The sequence below is a fragment of the Streptomyces violens genome (assembly GCF_000717745.1).
GTDB lineage: Bacteria > Actinomycetota > Actinomycetes > Streptomycetales > Streptomycetaceae > Streptomyces > Streptomyces violens.
On sequence record NZ_JOBH01000022.1, the window covers coordinates 43,641 to 59,919 of the forward strand.

General features: G+C 70.9%; 17 protein-coding genes. 12 read left to right on the forward strand and 5 right to left on the reverse strand.

Annotation, left to right across the window (positions count from 1 at the left end; translation table 11 throughout):
• Positions 1-109: 109 nt before the first annotated feature.
• Complete coding sequence (locus IF04_RS0132005; RefSeq protein WP_030265913.1) at positions 110-1,042, reverse strand: RNA polymerase sigma factor SigF; 933 nt, start codon at positions 1,040-1,042, stop codon at positions 110-112.
• Between the two features lie 262 nt (positions 1,043-1,304).
• On the opposite strand from IF04_RS0132005, the gene IF04_RS0132010 reads away from it, so the two are divergent.
• The 6 genes from IF04_RS0132010 to IF04_RS39400 all read left to right on the forward strand — a co-directional run bounded on the left by IF04_RS0132010 (position 1,305) and on the right by IF04_RS39400 (position 6,563).
• Positions 1,305-1,676 (forward strand): STAS domain-containing protein, encoded by a 372-nt coding sequence (locus tag IF04_RS0132010; RefSeq protein ID WP_030265916.1) that lies wholly within the window; start codon positions 1,305-1,307, stop codon positions 1,674-1,676.
• Between the two features lie 195 nt (positions 1,677-1,871).
• On the forward strand, positions 1,872-2,372 hold the full coding sequence (locus tag IF04_RS0132015; protein WP_030265918.1) for an ATP-binding protein: 501 nt from the start codon (positions 1,872-1,874) through the stop codon (positions 2,370-2,372).
• Positions 2,373-2,554: 182 nt separating this feature from the next.
• Positions 2,555-3,241, forward strand: coding sequence for an LPXTG cell wall anchor domain-containing protein (locus IF04_RS0132020; RefSeq protein ID WP_030265921.1), 687 nt, complete (start codon positions 2,555-2,557; stop codon positions 3,239-3,241).
• A 6-nt stretch (positions 3,242-3,247) separates the two neighbouring features.
• Positions 3,248-4,138: a COG1470 family protein gene (locus IF04_RS0132025; RefSeq protein WP_078601071.1), complete on the forward strand. Its 891-nt coding sequence runs from the start codon at positions 3,248-3,250 to the stop codon at positions 4,136-4,138.
• Positions 4,135-5,145 (forward strand): hypothetical protein, encoded by a 1,011-nt coding sequence (locus IF04_RS0132030; protein ID WP_051831759.1) that lies wholly within the window; start codon positions 4,135-4,137, stop codon positions 5,143-5,145. Before IF04_RS0132025 ends, IF04_RS0132030 begins: the two co-directional genes overlap by 4 nt.
• The gene (locus IF04_RS39400) at positions 5,145-6,563 is read left to right on the forward strand and encodes a hypothetical protein (RefSeq protein WP_078601064.1); all 1,419 of its coding nucleotides are present in this window, start codon (positions 5,145-5,147) and stop codon (positions 6,561-6,563) included. Before IF04_RS0132030 ends, IF04_RS39400 begins: the two co-directional genes overlap by 1 nt.
• 54 nt (positions 6,564-6,617) lie before the next feature.
• Here IF04_RS39400 and IF04_RS36225 read toward each other — a convergent pair whose 3' ends face one another.
• On the reverse strand, positions 6,618-7,514 hold the full coding sequence (locus IF04_RS36225) for an alpha/beta hydrolase family protein (protein ID WP_063829561.1): 897 nt from the start codon (positions 7,512-7,514) through the stop codon (positions 6,618-6,620).
• 154 nt (positions 7,515-7,668) lie between these two features.
• Here IF04_RS36225 and IF04_RS0132045 point away from each other — a divergent pair, with 154 nt between their 5' ends.
• Entirely contained in the window at positions 7,669-8,034 is a 366-nt protein-coding gene (locus IF04_RS0132045; RefSeq protein WP_030265936.1) for a hypothetical protein, read from the forward strand.
• A gap of 74 nt (positions 8,035-8,108) precedes the next feature.
• On the opposite strand, the gene IF04_RS0132050 is transcribed toward IF04_RS0132045, so the two are convergent.
• Entirely contained in the window at positions 8,109-9,635 is a 1,527-nt protein-coding gene (locus tag IF04_RS0132050; protein WP_030265940.1) for a peptide MFS transporter, read from the reverse strand.
• A 441-nt stretch (positions 9,636-10,076) separates the two neighbouring features.
• Between IF04_RS0132050 and IF04_RS0132055 the strand changes: the two genes are divergently transcribed.
• Entirely contained in the window at positions 10,077-10,757 is a 681-nt protein-coding gene (locus IF04_RS0132055) for a response regulator transcription factor (protein WP_030265943.1), read from the forward strand.
• A gap of 40 nt (positions 10,758-10,797) precedes the next feature.
• Positions 10,798-12,078, forward strand: coding sequence for an ATP-binding protein (locus IF04_RS0132060; protein WP_030265946.1), 1,281 nt, complete (start codon positions 10,798-10,800; stop codon positions 12,076-12,078).
• On the opposite strand, the gene IF04_RS0132065 is transcribed toward IF04_RS0132060, so the two are convergent.
• A complete protein-coding gene (locus tag IF04_RS0132065; RefSeq protein ID WP_030265949.1) occupies positions 12,064-12,582 on the reverse strand; it encodes a GtrA family protein in 519 nt (172 codons plus the stop codon). The two genes, IF04_RS0132060 and IF04_RS0132065, sit on opposite strands and share 15 nt — an antisense overlap.
• Positions 12,583-12,736: 154 nt before the next feature.
• A complete protein-coding gene (locus IF04_RS0132070) occupies positions 12,737-13,177 on the reverse strand; it encodes a protease inhibitor I42 family protein (RefSeq protein ID WP_051831761.1) in 441 nt (146 codons plus the stop codon).
• 138 nt (positions 13,178-13,315) lie between these two features.
• Here IF04_RS0132070 and IF04_RS0132075 point away from each other — a divergent pair, with 138 nt between their 5' ends.
• Genes IF04_RS0132075 through IF04_RS0132085 form a run of 3 tightly spaced genes read left to right on the forward strand, consistent with a single transcriptional unit; the run spans position 13,316 to position 16,190 of the window.
• A complete protein-coding gene (locus tag IF04_RS0132075) occupies positions 13,316-14,467 on the forward strand; it encodes a 5-(carboxyamino)imidazole ribonucleotide synthase (RefSeq protein ID WP_106975715.1) in 1,152 nt (383 codons plus the stop codon).
• A complete protein-coding gene (gene purE / locus IF04_RS0132080; protein WP_030265958.1) occupies positions 14,464-15,003 on the forward strand; it encodes a 5-(carboxyamino)imidazole ribonucleotide mutase in 540 nt (179 codons plus the stop codon). The genes IF04_RS0132075 and purE overlap by 4 nt, the downstream gene beginning before the upstream one ends.
• Positions 15,000-16,190 carry a dipeptidase gene (locus tag IF04_RS0132085; protein WP_030265961.1) on the forward strand — a complete coding sequence of 397 codons (1,191 nt, stop codon included), beginning with the start codon at positions 15,000-15,002 and terminating at the stop codon, positions 16,188-16,190. The genes purE and IF04_RS0132085 overlap by 4 nt, the downstream gene beginning before the upstream one ends.
• Positions 16,191-16,279: the final 89 nt, after the last annotated feature.

Below are 16,279 nucleotides of genomic sequence, written 5' to 3' on the forward strand. Positions count from 1 at the left end.
AAAAGCGAGCTGAACGTCCCGGAAAAGCGAAAGGGGGCCCGCCCCGAGGTACTCGGGGCCGGCCCTCCTCCGCGCGGTCAGCCGTACAGGACGCCGTGACCGCGGCGGCTCACTCCTCGATCATCAGGCCCTTGCGGAGCCGGACCAAGGTGCGGGACAGCAGGCGGGAGACGTGCATCTGCGAGATGCCCAGCTCCTCGCCGATCTCCGACTGCGTCATGTTCGCGACGAAGCGGAGCGAGAGGATCTTGCGGTCGCGCGGCGGGAGCTCCGCGATCAGCGGCTTCAGGGACTCGACGTACTCGATGCCCTCGAGTCCGTGGTCCTCGTAGCCGATGCGGTCCGCCAGCGCACCTTCGGTGTCGTCCTCCTCCGGCTGGGCGTCCAGCGAGCTCGCGGTGTACGCGTTGCTCGCGGCCATCCCCTCGACGACCTCGTCCTTGCTGATGGACAGGCGTGCGGCCAGCTCGCTCACGGTGGGTGCGCGGTCGAGCTTCTGCGCCAGTTCGTCACCGGCCTTGGCCAGGTCCAGGCGCAGCTCCTGAAGGCGCCGCGGGACCCGTACCGACCAGCTGGTGTCACGGAAGAAACGCTTGATCTCGCCGACGATGGTCGGCATGGCGAAGGTGGGGAACTCTACGCCGCGGTCCAGTTCGAAGCGGTCGATCGCCTTGATCAGCCCTATGGTGCCGACCTGGACGATGTCCTCCATCGGCTCGCTGCGGGAGCGGAACCGGGAGGCCGCGAACTTCACCAGGGCGAGGTTGAGCTCTACCAGGGTGTTGCGGACGTATGCGTACTCGTGCGTGCCCTCTTCCAGGGTCTCCAGGCGCCCGAAGAGCGTCTTGGAGAGCGCCCGCGCGTCCACCGGTCCGACCTCGTCGTACGGCGGAATCTCGGGCAGGCCGTCGATCTCCGGCATCCCGGGAAATCCGGTTGCATCGATCGGCAGGTGCTGGGCAGGGATCTGTTCGGACAGGGATGTCGACGACGCGTTGTCCGTGGTCTGGTCGGTGCGCACTTCGTCGAGCCGGGGTGACATGGTGTCCTCCATCGTTCTCGGCATATGGCTGCCGATGCCTGTACGTGAAGCTGCGGTCTGCGGCGCCTCCAAAGCCGGCCGAGTCGAATGTGTTCCTTATACGCCTACCCGGGTTCACCTGAAGATGGCAAGTGCGTGTTGTCCGTATTTGTGTTAGTACGCGCATTGTTCGGGTGTCAGCCCGCCCCTCAAAGGCGTAGGCTTCGACGTGCGCAGTCGTAAGCAAATCCAGACGCCGAGACAGCAAGAGGGGTGCGCGCGCATGGACCGTGGGACGGTCGGCAGTGCAAGCCGGGGACGGCTCCACGTCGGGGTCCGCCATCACGGCGCCAGTGCGGTCGTCACCGCGGCGGGTGAGTTGGATCACCACACCGCGGAGTTGTTGCGCGAGTCACTCGACAGTTGTGCGGATGATGGCTATGTGCGACTGGTCGTGGACTGTTCGCAACTGGAGTTCATGGATTCCACGGGGTTGAACGTTCTGCTGGGGGCCAGGCTGAGGGTGGAGGCCGAAGGCGGCGGGGTGCACCTGGCGGCGATGCAGCCGGTGGTGGCCCGGGTCTTCGAGATCACCGGCGCCGAAGCGGTCTTCACCGTGCACGACACGGTTGACGCGGCGCTTGTCGCCGGCTGAGCCGGATGCGTGGGGGGCGGCAGTGGCGGACGGTTCCCGGAAGGACCGTTTCCGATCACGTTGGCTCCCTCACAACTTCCGTCCCCAAGAAGTGGGTGTTCTCACGGTCCGGCCGGGCAGGAGACATCTGAATCTTTTTGAACCCGTCAGGTATCCGTCATCCGTGAAAAGGCGAATCGGTGAGGTGAAGCGCTGATGAGCACCACCCGGCCGTACCCGCCGGGCGATCTGGGCCCGGACTCGGGGAACGCCGGCGCCGCCGCCGTCTCCCCGGCCACCGTCCCGGCCGGTCAGGTCCGCAGGCTGCGTCTCGCAGGCGCCCGTGGCGCTGTCGCCCGTGGTCGTGACTTCGCCCGGCAGGCGCTGCACGACTGGGGCTGGCTGCCGGCCGCGGGCGCCGATCAGCGCGCCGCCGCCGAGGACGTCCTGCTCGTCGTCTCCGAGCTGGTCACCAACGCCTGCCTGCATGCCGAGGGCCCGGAGGAGCTGCGGCTGCGCTGCAATGCCAAGGTGCTGCGCCTGGAGGTCACCGACCTGGGCACCGGCTCGCCGGCCCCGCGCACCCCGCACCGCGCCGGCCGCCCCGGCGGCCACGGCATGTTCATCGTGCAGCGGCTCTGCCTGGACTGGGGGGTCGTCCGCAACCCCGACGGCACGGGCAAGACCGTATGGGCGGAGCTGGCTGCTCCGTCGTAGGGAGTGGGCGGTGCCCCAGACCCGGCCGCCGCCTTCCCGTATCGCTCGAGCCGCCCCGCGGGGCGGCTTTCCTTGTGTGCTCTCTCTTCCTTCTCCGAGGCCCCCGGCGTACCTTGACGCCCAATCTGATGTGCCGTCAGTAACTTCCGGCGGTGCGCTCACCGGGAGAAGGGGAGATCGAGGTGGCCCGCTTCAACGCCCAGCGCAGCCGGCGCCGCACGGGCCCGGCAGGACCGGCGGCGGCCGTGCTGCTCACCGCCGCGGCGTCGGTGCTCTTCGCGGCCCCCGCCGCGCACGCCGAAGTCGTCGACGTCGACTACCAGTGCAAGACGCCGATCGGGAACAAGGGCGCCGTCTCGCCCATCGACATCAAGTCCACCGAGTCCGGCGACGGCTACAAGCTCGTGATGTCCTTCCAGAAAGGTGTCTCCTCCAGCCCCGTCGAGCTGGGCAAGGGCGCGATGAAGCCGAGCGCGCTGATCAAGCTCGGCGGCGCGGAGACCGGTGACGTACCGGTGAGCGGCCCGCCCAACGACAAGGCGATCCCCGCCAACACCCCGATCAAGATCAGCGATCTGAGCGGTACGTACACACCGAAGAAGAGCGGCAAGGTCACCTTCACGGCCTCCACGCTCACCATCAAGGCGCTGGGCACGACCACGACCTGCACACCCAGCAACGATCCGAAGCCGGCGCTCTCCCTGGACGTCAAGGGCACCGGCGGCGGGCCGGCCGCACCGGGCGGTGAGCTGCCGCAGACCGGGCCCGCCGACGACGCCGTCGCGCTGGGCACGCTCGGCGGCACGGTGCTGCTCGCCGGGGTCGCGGGGACGCTCTGGCTGACGCGGCGTCGGCAGCAGCGGGTCTGAGTGCCGGTGTCCCGCCGTATCCGTGCCGTGGCCGCGGGCGCTGCCGCGCTGGCCGTCGCCGTGCTGCTGTGCGCGCCACCGTCCGCAGCGGCGGCGGGCGGCTGGCGCGCGGCGCCCGCGGGCACGCACGAGCGGCCGTACTTCTACCTGGAGGGCGGCCCCGGCAGCGTCCTCACGGACCGGCTCGCACTCACCAACCCCACAGGCCGCGCGCGGACGTTCACGGTGACCGGGAACTCCGGGCCCGGAGCCGGCGCCTGGATCGTCACCGCGGCGAAGACCGTCGAGGTACCGGCCCGTACCCGCGCGGAGGTGCCGTTCACCGTCACCGTGCCGGCGGGCACGGCACCGGGCGACCACCCGGCCGCGCTCCGGGTGCGCGACCGGCGCGGGGCCGAGCGCGCCGTACGCATCCATCTGCGGGTCAGCGGTCCCACGCTGTCCGCGCTCACCGTGGAGAACGTGTCGGTGGGGGAGCGCGACGGCGCGGCCGTCATCCGGTACGACCTGGTCAACCGCGGCAATACGACGCTGGATCCGCGGGTCGCGGTGCGTGCCGACGGGCTGCTCGGGACCGCCCTGCGCCGCCCGGCGCACCGGCTGCCCGCCGAACTGCCGCCGGGCCGCCGGATCACCCGTACCGAGGTCTGGCCGGACCCGCCCGCGCTGGACTCCGTGGACGTGACCGTCATGGCCACCGCGGCGGGCGGCGCGCACGGCACGGGCCGCGCCACGTACACGGCGGTGCCGTGGGGCGCGGTCGGGCTGGTGTGCGCCGGGGGCGGCGCTGTGGTGGGCGGGTGGTTCCTGAGGCGACGGCGTCGGAGGGGTGCGGACGAGACACCTGACCAAGAGGGCGTCCCGGTACGGGAGTTGACGACGGGGGTGACGGCATGAGCGGAGTACGTACGGGCTTGGTGTCGGGTGGCCGGTGGCGAAGCGCCCCCTGGGCAGCCGCCGTTGCCGCGTTGCTCCTCGTCCTTCCTCCGGCCGGTACGGTCCGCGCCGCCGATGACGGCCGCCCCGCCGTCGAGCTCTCCCAGCGGCAGGCGGGCAAGGGCGGCTCGATCACGGTCACCGGCGCCGGATGGCGCCCCAAGGCGCTGCTCACCTTGCTGATCTGCGGGCAGAACATGATCGGCGGCACCAACGCCTGCGCCAACGGCGACGGCCGCGCCGTCACCACCGGCAAGGACGGCCGCTTCCGCATCAAGCTGCCGGTCGCCGAGCCGCCGAAGCCGTGTCCGTGCGTCGTACACGTCGCCACCGTGACCGGCCGGGCCGCGGCGGCGGACGCCCCGTTCACCGTCGCCGGGCACCCCGTGGCCCCGCTGCCCGAGCGGACCGGCGGCGGGCGGCTGGCCGTGCTGGCGCCCGCCCGGCTGCGCGGCAGTTCGGGCCTGCTGACCTGGTTCGGCGCGCCGCCGCAGCGCGAGCTGGTCCTCACGGTCGGCAACCTCGGCGCCGAGCCCGCGAAGAACCCGGTCTTCAAGGTCGGCGCCCGGCACGGCGTCCTCGCCCCGCAGTGGGCGGACCAGCAGTGGCGGGGCACCCTCCAGGCCGGTAGGAAAGCGCAGGTCACGCTGCCGGTCGAGCTGGCGGCCGGCGCGCACGGCGATTACACGGTCGCCGTGAAGTACGGCGGCAAGGTCCTGGCCGAGCAGCCCTGGCAGGTCGGCCGGCCGTGGGGCGTGACGCTCTTCTGGATCCTGCTCTGCGTCGTGGTGCCGGCCGCGGTCTTCCGCATCGGCATGGCGATCGTCGACAAGGTACGGCCGCGCGACCGCTCCGCCCAGGGCGGCGCGGGGGACGAAGCGCCGGCCGGCCTGCCCTGGTTCACCCCGGACACCGCACCGTCCGTCACCACACTCACCGAGCGACCGACGTCGAAAGGTTCCCTGTGATGAGGCAACGGAGGAGAGCGGCCGCGGCCGGGAGCGCGCTGATGCTCGCGGGCGCGGGCCTGGTGGCGGTGTCCGGCACCGCCGCGGCGGCCCCGGTACCCGGCCCGGCGGCTGCCGTGTCGTACCTGACGGAGTGCATCCCGCCGCCGATCTCCGGCCTGGACCCGGTGCAGGGCACCACCAAGGTCGAGATCACCGCGCCCGCCACGGCGAAGGTGGGCGACACGGTCGAGGTGGTGTGGAAGACGGTCGGCGCCGCGTCGAAGAACCCGGACGTACTGGACCTGGGCAAGGACACGGTGAAGCCGACCGGCGTGCTCAAGGCGGGCGGCGCGCAGACCGGCGACGTCCCGATGGAGGGCCCGCGGCAGAACCCGCCCATCCCGAAGAACAGCCCGATGCAGCTCCCCGACATGACGGGCAAGCTCAAGCTGGAGAAGCCGGGCGAGGTCACGCTGACCCCGGGCGCGTACACGATCAACGTCAACAAGCCCGTCTCGACGGACACCAAGTGCGCGCCCAAGGGCGAGGTGGAGCCCGCGCTCACGATCAAGGTGACGGACGGCAGCGGGTCGGACTCGGGCGGCACGTCCTCGTCGGGTGGCACCTCCTCGTCGGGCGGGTCGTCCTCGTCCGGGGGCGCCTCGGGCGGTGACTCCGGCGGTACGGGTGGCGGTACGGGCGGGAGTACGGGCGGCTCCGGAGGAGCGAGCGGCGGCGGCAACGGCGACCCCGACGGCACCGCGTACAAGGGCAAGGAAGTCCAGGTCCCCTACGCCTGCAAGACGCCCATCGGGGACAAGAAGGCCACCTCGCCGGTGCAGATCAACGGCACCAAGAAGGGCGGCGACTTCGACCTCACCGTCAAGTTCCGCAAGTCCGTGATGGACAGCCCGGCCGACATCCCCAAGGACTCGGTCAAGCCGTCGATGGAGGTGAAGCTGGGCGGCGTGGACAAGGGCACGGTGCACGTCGAGGGGCCCACCAACAAGGAGCCGATCAAGTCCGGCGAGCCCATCGAGATCCCCGACCTCAAGGGCACCTACAAGCCCGGCGCGAGCGGTAAGGCGACGCTCACGCCCGGTGTCCTGACGGTCAAGGCGATGGGGACCACCACCACCTGCACGCCCGAGAAGGACCCGGGCGTCTCCCTGGAGCTGGACACCAGCGCCCAGCCGGGCGGCGCGAGCGGCGGCACGTCCTCGGGCGGCGACTCGGGCGGCGCCGCGACGGGTGGTACCGGTGGTACGGGAGGCAGCGGCGGGGCCGCGGGCGCGGCGGGCGGCTCCGGCGGGCTCGCCGACACCGGAGCCGAGGATCACGGCGGCCTGCAGGCGCTCGGCCTGATCGCCGGCACGGTGATCCTGCTCGGCGGCGCCGTCTTCACCTTCATGCCGCGCCGCTACCTGCGGCGCTGACGGCCGGGCGGCCGGTGATCCGCGTAGGACGTACGGATCTCCGCTCCGTACGTGCTACGCGCGGTCCGCCGACCGCTCCACCCGCGCCATGAGCCAGGCCAGCACCCGGCGCTCGACCGCGGGCCGGGTGAGGGCCTTCATGCCGTGGCCCGTGCCCGGCAGGACCGAGACCGTGGCCTGCGGCTCGGCCTTCGCGAGGCCCCGGGAGTGCGCCACCGGGACGAAGTCGTGCGCGAAGTGCATCAGCAGCATCGGCATACCGGGCCCGCCGGGCCGCTCCGGGCCTCCGGGCGCCCAGGTCCGCGCTGCCATGTCGTCCCACACGGCGCGGCACGTGACTGCCTTCCTCGGATCGCACCCCGCCAGCTTCTGTGCCTCGCGCCGCAGCCGGCGCTGGGCGGCCGAGGCGCCGGAGCGCGCGCCGTCCCGCCAGGCCAGATACGGATCGGCCACCGGCGACAGCGCGATCACCCCCGCCGGCCGCTCGGCCGTGCCGGCGGTGTACTCCGCGGTGTTCGCCGCGATCTGTCCGCCCGCCGACGAGCCGAGCAGCACGATCCGCCGGGGATCGGCCCGGAAGCGGACGGCCTGCGCGCGGATCCAGCGCAGCGCGGCGAGCGCGTCGGTGCGCTGCGCGTGCCAGCGCGCGTCGGTGTTGAGCCGGTAGTCCACGTCGAAGACGACGAACCCGCGCGCCGCCAGCTTCCGGGCCCACCCGCTCCAGTCGGAGTCCCGCGCCCAGTACCCACCGTGCAGGATCATCACCACCGGCCGGACGTCCGTGCCGGCGGTCCGGTAGGCCCCGATGGTCTGCCGCTTCTGGGGACCGTAGGAGTACGTCCCCTTGAACGCGGCATCCGGCGCCCCGACCGCCCGACCCCCCTGCGGGACCGTCAGGCACACGGCGGCCAGGACCCCGCACACCCCGGCCCACACACTCCCTCGGCGCATACGCCGATCGTTACCGCGCCCTGGTCCGGCTCTCCCGGCCCGGCCGGGGCGCCACTCAAATGGCCGTGGCCAATGACGTGGACATGTAGATCATTCTTTATAGGGTGACTCACGTGCCCCCTGGGCACTGACCACAAGAAAAACTGGGGAACACGTGAACGTAGGTAAGAAGGTCGCCACCAGCGCTCTCGCGGCGATCATGATGACCACCGGGCTGACGCTGGCCTCGGCGGGTACCGCCGAGGCCGCGGGCGCGAAGTACAAGTGCAAGGTGGTCATCGGCCACCTCGACTGGGGCCGGCCGACCGGCCGGTCGCAGTGCAAGAAGTCCAAGTCGGGCAAGAAGGTGCACAAGCACCGCGTCGTGCTCACTTGCGACGTCATCCGCGGCGTGGGAGCAGGGCAGGAGCACGCCGTGCCCTGGGACTTCTACGGGCCGTGGGTGTCGCCGGGCAAGAAGTCGCACGTGAAGTGCAGCACCCGGAGCTTCCTGCGGAGCATGCGGGTCGTGACCAAGTAGCCGACAGACAGAGACGGCGGGCCGGCACGAAGCGATTCGTGCCGGCCCGCCGCCGTTGTTCCGTGGGTGAGGCGTCAGTGGATCTCGCCCATGAGCGTCCGGACCTTCTTGCGGTACATGTAGATCGCGAACGCCGCGAGAGCCGCGAGGATCGCCTCGATCAGGACCGCGCCCGAGCCGCTCATGTCGACGCCGCCGATGGACAGCAGGCTGGTGACGGAGTCGCCCGCGGTGTTCGCGAGGAACCAGATGCCCATCATCTGGCTGGCGTACTTCACCGGCGCCATCTTCGTGGTCAGCGAGAGACCCACCGGGGAGAGGCAGAGCTCACCGACGGTCTGGATCAGGTAGATGCCCAGCACCCACATCGGGCTGACGGCCGTACCACTGGCAGCCATGCCCATCGGGACCAGGAAGAAGAAGAACGAGACGCCGATGAGGAACAGACCGGCGACGAACTTCAGGATGGTGCTGGGCTCCTTGCCCTTCCGGTTCAGCCACAGCCAGAGCCAGGCGAAGACCGGGGCCAGCGCCATGACGAACACCGGGTTCAGCGACTGGTACCACGTGGAGGGGAACGAGAAGCCGAGCAGCGAGCCGGAGGCCTTGGTCTCGCCGAAGGCCTGGACGGTGGAACCGCCCTGGTCGTAGATCATCCAGAAAGCGGCCGCGGCGATGAAGAACCAGATGTACCCGGACATCTTGCTCTGCTCGCTCTGGGACAGCTCCTTGTCGCGCTTGATGCGGAGAAGGACACCGGCCGGGACGAGGATGCCGAGCACGCTCAGCGGGATCATCGCCCAGTTCAGGGTGAAGTGACCGGTGAAGACGACCACGCCGTAGAAGACAGCGGCAACGATGAGCCAGGTCAGGCCCTTGCGCAGCCAGGAGTTGCGCTCCTCGGCGGTGAGCGGGGTGGGGACCCTGTTGCTCTCCGGGCTCAGGTGCTTGGTGCCGAGCAGGAACTGGACCAGGCCCAGGCCCATGCCGATCGCGGCGATCGCAAAGCCGAGGTGCCAGTTCACGGTCTGGCCGACGGTGCCGATGATCAGCGGGGCGAGGAAGGCACCGACGTTGATCCCCATGTAGAAGATCGTGAAGGCGCCGTCACGACGGGGATCGTTCGGTCCGTCGTAGAGGTGGCCCACCATCGTGGAGATGTTGGCCTTCAGCAGGCCGGAGCCGAGGGCCACGAGGCAGAGGCCCGTGAAGAAGAAGCCCTCGCCGGGACCGGCCAGCGTGAGGTGGCCCAGCATGATGACGACCGCCGCGACGGCAACCGTCTTGCGGGGGCCCCAGAGCCGGTCGGCGAGCCAGCCGCCGGGCATGGTCAGCAGGTAGACCATGGCCATGTAGATGGAGTAGATGGCCGTCGTCGTGGCCAAGTCCATGGCCAGTCCGCCGCCGAGGCTGCCTTGCTTCGCATCGGGGCCACCGGAAAGCAAGTAGACGGTCAGCAGGGCCCGCATGCCGTAGAAGCTGAAGCGCTCCCACATCTCGGTCATGAACAGGGTGGCCAGTCCGCGGGGGTGGCCGAAGAAGGTCTTGCCGCCGGCAGGGGTTCCCTGCCCTGGGGAATCCTTCGTCAGGCTGGACGCCATGGTCGATCCTTGGGTGATCGGGACGCACAGGTGGGGCTGCGCGCCCGGGTCGGCTGACCGGCACCGGCGCAGTGCCGTCCGCCCGCCCACGCCCGGTAGGAGGGTGCGACACCACTGTGGAGAGAGGAATCGACAGGACGGCCGTACACCGGAATCCACGCCCCCGTTTTACGTGCGATGGACCCGGTCTAGGAGGTCATTTGCCCGCGGGTCCGGTCGTGCCGGCCCCGCACACAACAGGGACCGTGACGTCAAATGAGCGTCATGGTCCCGGGGTGTACAACGGACGTTCCTGCCACTGTACGACGCGCGTAGCTTAGGTAGGGCTCAGTGAGACAACGGTCACACCCGGCGCGGGGAACCGGGCGGTGCGCCCACCGCCGCAGCCCGGGACCCCCGGAGGGGCATCGGGGCCGTGACCTGTCGGACTACCATCGGGCCATGACCCGTGTACTGCTCGCCGAGGACGACGCGTCCATCTCGGAGCCGCTGGCCCGCGCACTCCGCCGTGAGGGTTACGAAGTCGAGGTGCGTGAGGACGGCCCCACGGCGCTCGACGCCGGTCTGCAGGGCAATATCGACCTGCTCGTACTCGACCTGGGCCTGCCCGGTATGGATGGCCTGGAGGTCGCCCGCCGGCTGCGCAACGAAGGCCACTCCTTCCCGATCCTGGTCCTCACGGCCCGCGCGGACGAGGTGGACACCGTGGTCGGCCTGGACGCCGGCGCCGACGACTACGTCACCAAGCCCTTCCGGCTGGCGGAACTGCTCGCGCGGGTCCGGGCCCTGCTCCGCCGCGGCACGACCGCCGAGCCCCAGCAGCCGCCGGCCACCCATGGCGTACGGATCGACGTGGAGTCCCACCGCGCCTGGATGGGCGAGGAGGAACTGCAGCTCACGGCGAAGGAGTTCGACCTGCTGCGGGTGCTGGTGCGGGACGCCGGCCGGGTGGTGACCCGCGATCAGCTGATGCGCGAGGTCTGGGACACCACCTGGTGGTCCTCGACGAAGACGCTCGACATGCACATCTCCTGGCTGCGGAAGAAGCTGGGCGACGACGCGGCCAACCCGCGGTACATCGCCACCGTGCGCGGGGTGGGCTTCCGCTTCGAGAAGAGCTGAAGCTCTCCCCCAGAACCACCACCCCGCCCGGGAGGGCACCGTGCGCCGCCGACTGATCAATTCCACCCTCGCCGTGGTGCTCGTCGTGATCGCCGTCTTCGGCGTCTCGCTCGTCATCGTGGAGACCCGCACCATCCAGGCGGGGGCCCAGGAGAGCGTGGGGGCGGAGGCCGTGCGCCTGGTGGGCATGGTCGAGAGCCGACTGAGCGGCGGCGAGAAGATCACCGCCGAGGTGCTGTCGGAACAGATCACCACAGACCGGTACGCGCTGATCGAGGTGCCGGGCCACGCCCCCGTACAGATCGGCAGCCGGCCCTCCGGCGACGTCATCGCCTCCACCGTCCACGGTGAGCAGGGCGAGACCGTCACCGTGCAGGAGCCCCGCTCCGCCGTCAGCGCCGAGATCGGCCGCACGCTGCTGATCATCCTGGCGGTCGCGGCGCTGGCCATCGTGGCGGCCGTGATCCTTGCCGTACGGCAGGCCCGCCGGCTGACCGCCCCGCTCACGGACCTCGCCGAGACCGCCGAGCGCCTCGGCTCCGGCGACCCCAGGCCCCGGCACCGCCGGTACGGCGTGCACGAGCTGGACCGGGTCGCCGACGTGCTGGACGCCTCCGCCGAGCGGATCGCGCGGATGCTGACCGCCGAGCGCCGGCTCGCCGCCGACGCCTCCCACCAGCTCCGTACGCCGCTGACCGCGCTGTCCATGCGGCTGGAGGAGATCACCCTCACCGATGACCCGGAGACGGTGAAGGAGGAGGCGACGATCGCGCTGGGGCAGGTCGACCGGCTCAGCGACGTCGTCCAGCGGCTGCTGACGAACTCCCGCGACCCGCGCTCAGGCTCCGCCGTCGCCTTCGACCTGGACGAGGTCGTCAAGCAGCAGATCGAGGAGTGGCGCCCGGCGTACCGCAGCGCGGGCCGGGCCATCGTCCGCTCGGGCAAGAAGCATCTGCGGGCCGTCGGGACGCCGGGCGCGGTGGCCCAGGTGCTCGCGACCCTGATCGAGAACGCGCTGATGCACGGTGACGGCACGGTGGCGCTGCGTACCCGGGTCACCGGGAACCAGGTCGTCGTCGAGGTCACGGATGCCGGCCCCGGTGTACCGCCCGACCTGGGCTCCCGGGTCTTCGAGCGGACGGTGAGCGGCCGGAACTCCACGGGCCTGGGGCTCGCGGTGGCCCGCGACCTGGCGGAGGCGGACGGCGGGCGGCTGGAGCTGCTCCAGCAGGAGCCGCCGGTCTTCGCGCTCTTCCTCAGCCGGGAGTCCGAGCATTACCGGCCGGCGTCGGCCGAGGGGGACGGGTCAGGACCGCGATGAGCCGCGCCGGGACGCCTCGGAGCGGCCCTTCTCCGTGAGGAAGGACTCGGCGGTCTCCACCGCCTCCTTGGCCGGCAGCGCCCGGAAGACCCAGGAGCGGTAGGACCAGAAGCGGAAGAGCGTGGCGATGCCGATGCCGAGGAACTTGAAGACGTTGTTCTGCAGCGGGGTGTTCCAGCCGCACCAGTACGTCGCGGCGTAGAGGATGCCGTTCTCGATCACCAGGCCGACCGCGCTGAAGAAGAGGAAGAGCGCCAGCTCCTTGGTGCGGCGGCTCTTGTCGCGGTCCCGGTAGGTGAAGTAGCGGAAGCCGACGTAGTTGAAGAGGATCGCGACGATCGTCGCGACGATCCCGGCCCGCACCACGGGCAGCTCCGTGGTGTGCCGCACGAGGTTGAAGACCACGAGGTTGACCAGCACACCGGCTCCGCCCACCGCGCCGAACTTCACGATTTCGCGGCCCAGCAGCTCCAGCCGCGAACGCAGCGGGCTCGGTCCAGACATATTGGCGGTTCAGCTCCCCGTGAGGCGTCGTGTCCGGCGGGCCGTGGTCGGCGGCCGGCCGCTCACTCATGCTAACCAGCGGACTTCCGGGCCGCCCGTGCCCCGCCGGTTCCCCCGGTGCGGAGGCGCGTCGGCCGGTCACGGAGGAGGCGCGTCAGTCGGTCACGGTGATGCGGAAGGCGAGCTGCTCGCCGCCGTCGCTCTCGGCGCGTTCGGTGCCGCACTGGAAGCAGTGGCGCAGCGCCAGCTCGGTCCGGCCGGCGCGGACGGCCTGGAACTCCAGGTAGCGGGTGCCGCCGGAGCCCGCGACCACCGGCTCGTTCGCCTCGTAGTGGCTGCCGGCCGGCTTGAGCACCTGCGGGTCGGGCGACGGGGACGAGACGGCCCAGCGGTAGCCGGTGCTCGGGTTGTCTTCCAGCTCTATCGAGAAGCGCTCGCCGGGGGCGACGGATATGACGGTGTCCTGCGGCCCGTACACCTGGGGTCCGGCGGTGAGCAGGGAGATCAGCGAGTACACCGTCACCAGCAGGGCCGCCACCGCGACCGCTATGCCGATCTTGCGGGACGGCGTCGATATGCCGTCGGTGGCGTCCATGCGTCCTCCCCCGGATCCGCGCGTCCGGACGAGCCTATCGCCCGATGGCAGCTCGCACAGAGGTGCGGAACGTCCGGATTCAGAGGATCGTCCAAGGGGTGGCCGGGAACGGTCGGTCGGAGCGGATACCCTGAAGGCGTGACGTTTCCGGTAGTCGGCATGGTCGGTGGCGGACAGCTCGCTCGTATGACCCACGAGGCAGGCATCCCCCTCGGCATCAGGTTCAAGCTCCTCAGTGACACCCCGCAGGACTCCGCGGCGCAGGTCGTCGGTGATGTCGTCATCGGCGACTACCGCGATCTGGCCACCCTGCGGGAGTTCGCGCGCGGCTGTGACGTGATCACTTTCGATCACGAGCACGTCCCCACCGAGCATCTCCGGGCATTGGAGGCGGACGGCATCCCCGTACGCCCCGGTCCGGACGCGCTGGTGCACGCCCAGGACAAGGGGGTGATGCGCGCGAAACTGACCGAGATCGGCGCCCCGTGCCCGCGCCACCGCATCGTTTCGGACCCCTCCGATGTCGAGGCTTTCGCCGCCGAGGGCGACGGCTTTCCGGTCATCCTGAAGACCGTCCGCGGCGGCTATGACGGCAAGGGCGTGTGGTTCGTACGATCCGCCAAGGACGCCGAGGAGCCGTTCCGCGCCGGCGTGCCCGTACTCGCCGAGGAGAAGGTCGACTTCACCCGCGAGCTGGCCGCCAACATCGTCCGCTCCCCGCACGGCCAGGCCGTCGCGTATCCGGTCGTGGAGTCCATCCAGGTCGACGGCGTCTGCGACACGGTCATCGCGCCCGCCCCCGGCCTCTCCGAGGAGCTGTCGGCGCAGGCCCAGGAGCTGGCCCTGCGGATCGCCAAGGAACTGGACGTCGTCGGCCACCTCGCCGTCGAGCTCTTCGAGGCCGTCGATTCCGAGGGAAACCGCCGCATCCTGGTCAACGAACTGGCGATGCGCCCGCACAACTCCGGGCACTGGACCCAGGACGGCGCGATCACCTCGCAGTTCGCCAACCACGTCCGCGCGGTACTGGACCTCCCGCTGGGCGACCCGCGCCCGCGCGCCGAGTGGACCGTGATGGCCAACGTGCTCGGCGGCGACTACCCGGACATGTACAGCGCGTACCTGCACTGCATGGCCCGGGACCCGCAGCTCAAGATCCACATGTACGGCAAGGACGTGAAGCCCGGCCGTAAGGTCGGGCACGTCAACACCTACGGCGACGACCTGGCCGACGTGCGCGAGCGCGCCGCGCACGCCGCCGGCTACCTGCGAGGAACGATCACCGAATGAGCCAGAGCAGCTCCCCTGTCATCGGCATCGTCATGGGCTCCGACTCCGACTGGCCCGTCATGGAGGCCGCGGCGCAGGCCCTCGACGAGTTCGAGATTCCCTACGAGGTCGACGTCGTCTCCGCGCACCGCATGCCGCGCGAGATGGTCGCGTACGGCGAGGAGGCCGCGGGCCGCGGTCTGAAGGCGATCATCGCGGGTGCCGGGGGAGCGGCCCATCTGCCGGGCATGCTGGCCTCGGTCACCCCGCTGCCGGTCATCGGCGTGCCGGTCCCGCTGAAGTACCTCGACGGCATGGACTCGCTGCTGTCCATCGTGCAGATGCCGGCCGGCGTGCCGGTCGCCACGGTCTCGGTCGGCGGCGCCCGCAACGCGGGTCTGCTCGCCGCCCGGATGCTCGCCGCGCACGACAGTGAGCTGCAGGAGCGGATGCGCGAGTTCCAGCAGGAGCTGAACGACCAGGCCACCGAGAAGGGCAAGCGGCTGCGGAACAAGGTCGGAGGCAACGAGGGCTTCGGCTTCGGGAGCGGCAAGTGAGCGAGGCGGCCCGGGACCTCCTCGCCCGCTGGCCCGTCGTCGACGGTCACAACGACCTGCCCTGGGCGCTGCGCGAGCAGGTCCGGTACGACCTGGCGCAGCGTGACATCGCCACCGACCAGTCCGCGCATCTGCACACCGACATCCCGCGGCTGCGGGCAGGCGGCGTCGGCGCGCAGTTCTGGTCGGTGTACGTACGTCCCGACTACGACGGCGACCGGGCGGTCAGCGCCACCCTGGAGCAGGTCGACTGCGTGGCGCAGCTGATCGACCGGTACCCGGGCGACCTGCGGCGCGCGCTCACCGCCGACGACATGGAGGCGGCCCGCGCCGAGGGGAAGATCGCGTCCCTCATGGGTGCCGAGGGCGGCCACTCGATCCACTGCTCGCTGGCCACCCTGCGCGCCCTGTACGCGCTCGGCGTCCGGTACATGACGCTGACGCACAACGACACCATCGCCTGGGCGGACTCGGCGACCGACGAGCCGCGCCACGGCGGCCTCACCGCCTTCGGCGAGGAGGTCGTGCGCGAGATGAACCGGCTCGGCATGCTCGTCGACCTCAGCCATGTCTCCGCCGACACGATGCGGGACGCGCTGCGGGTCACCGAGGCGCCGGTGGTCTTCTCGCACTCCTCGGCGCGCGCGGTCTGCGACCACCCGCGCAACGTCCCCGACGACGTACTGGCCCAGCTGCCCGCCAACGGTGGCGTCGCGATGGCCACGTTCGTACCGAAGTTCGTGCTGCCCGAGGCCGGGGAGTGGACGAAGCGCGCCGACGAGAACATGCGCGCGCACGGCCTGCACCACCTCGACACCACCGAGGCCGGCATGAAGGTGCAGCGCGCCTTCGAGGCCGCGCACCCCCGCCCGGTGGCCACCGCCGCCACCGTCGCCGACCACCTGGACCACATGCGCGAGGTCGCCGGCGTCGACCACATCGGCATCGGCGGCGATTACGACGGCACGGCCTTCACCCCGGACGGCCTCCGCGATGTCGCGGGCTATCCGAACCTGATCGCGGAGCTGCTGGACCGCAAGTGGTCCGAGGCCGACCTGGCCAAGCTCACCTGGCAGAACGCGGTGCGTACGCTGCGCGCGGCGGAGGACGCGGCGCGCAGCATTCAGAAGCGTCGCGGACCGTCGAACGCGACGATCGGTCAGCTGGACGGCTCAGCGCCGCAGTAGGGGTCATCCGCCGCGTGTCGCGCGGTGGATGACCCGTACGGATCATCCACCGCGAAGAAGTGGATCTCCCGTGTCACCGTGGCCCTACT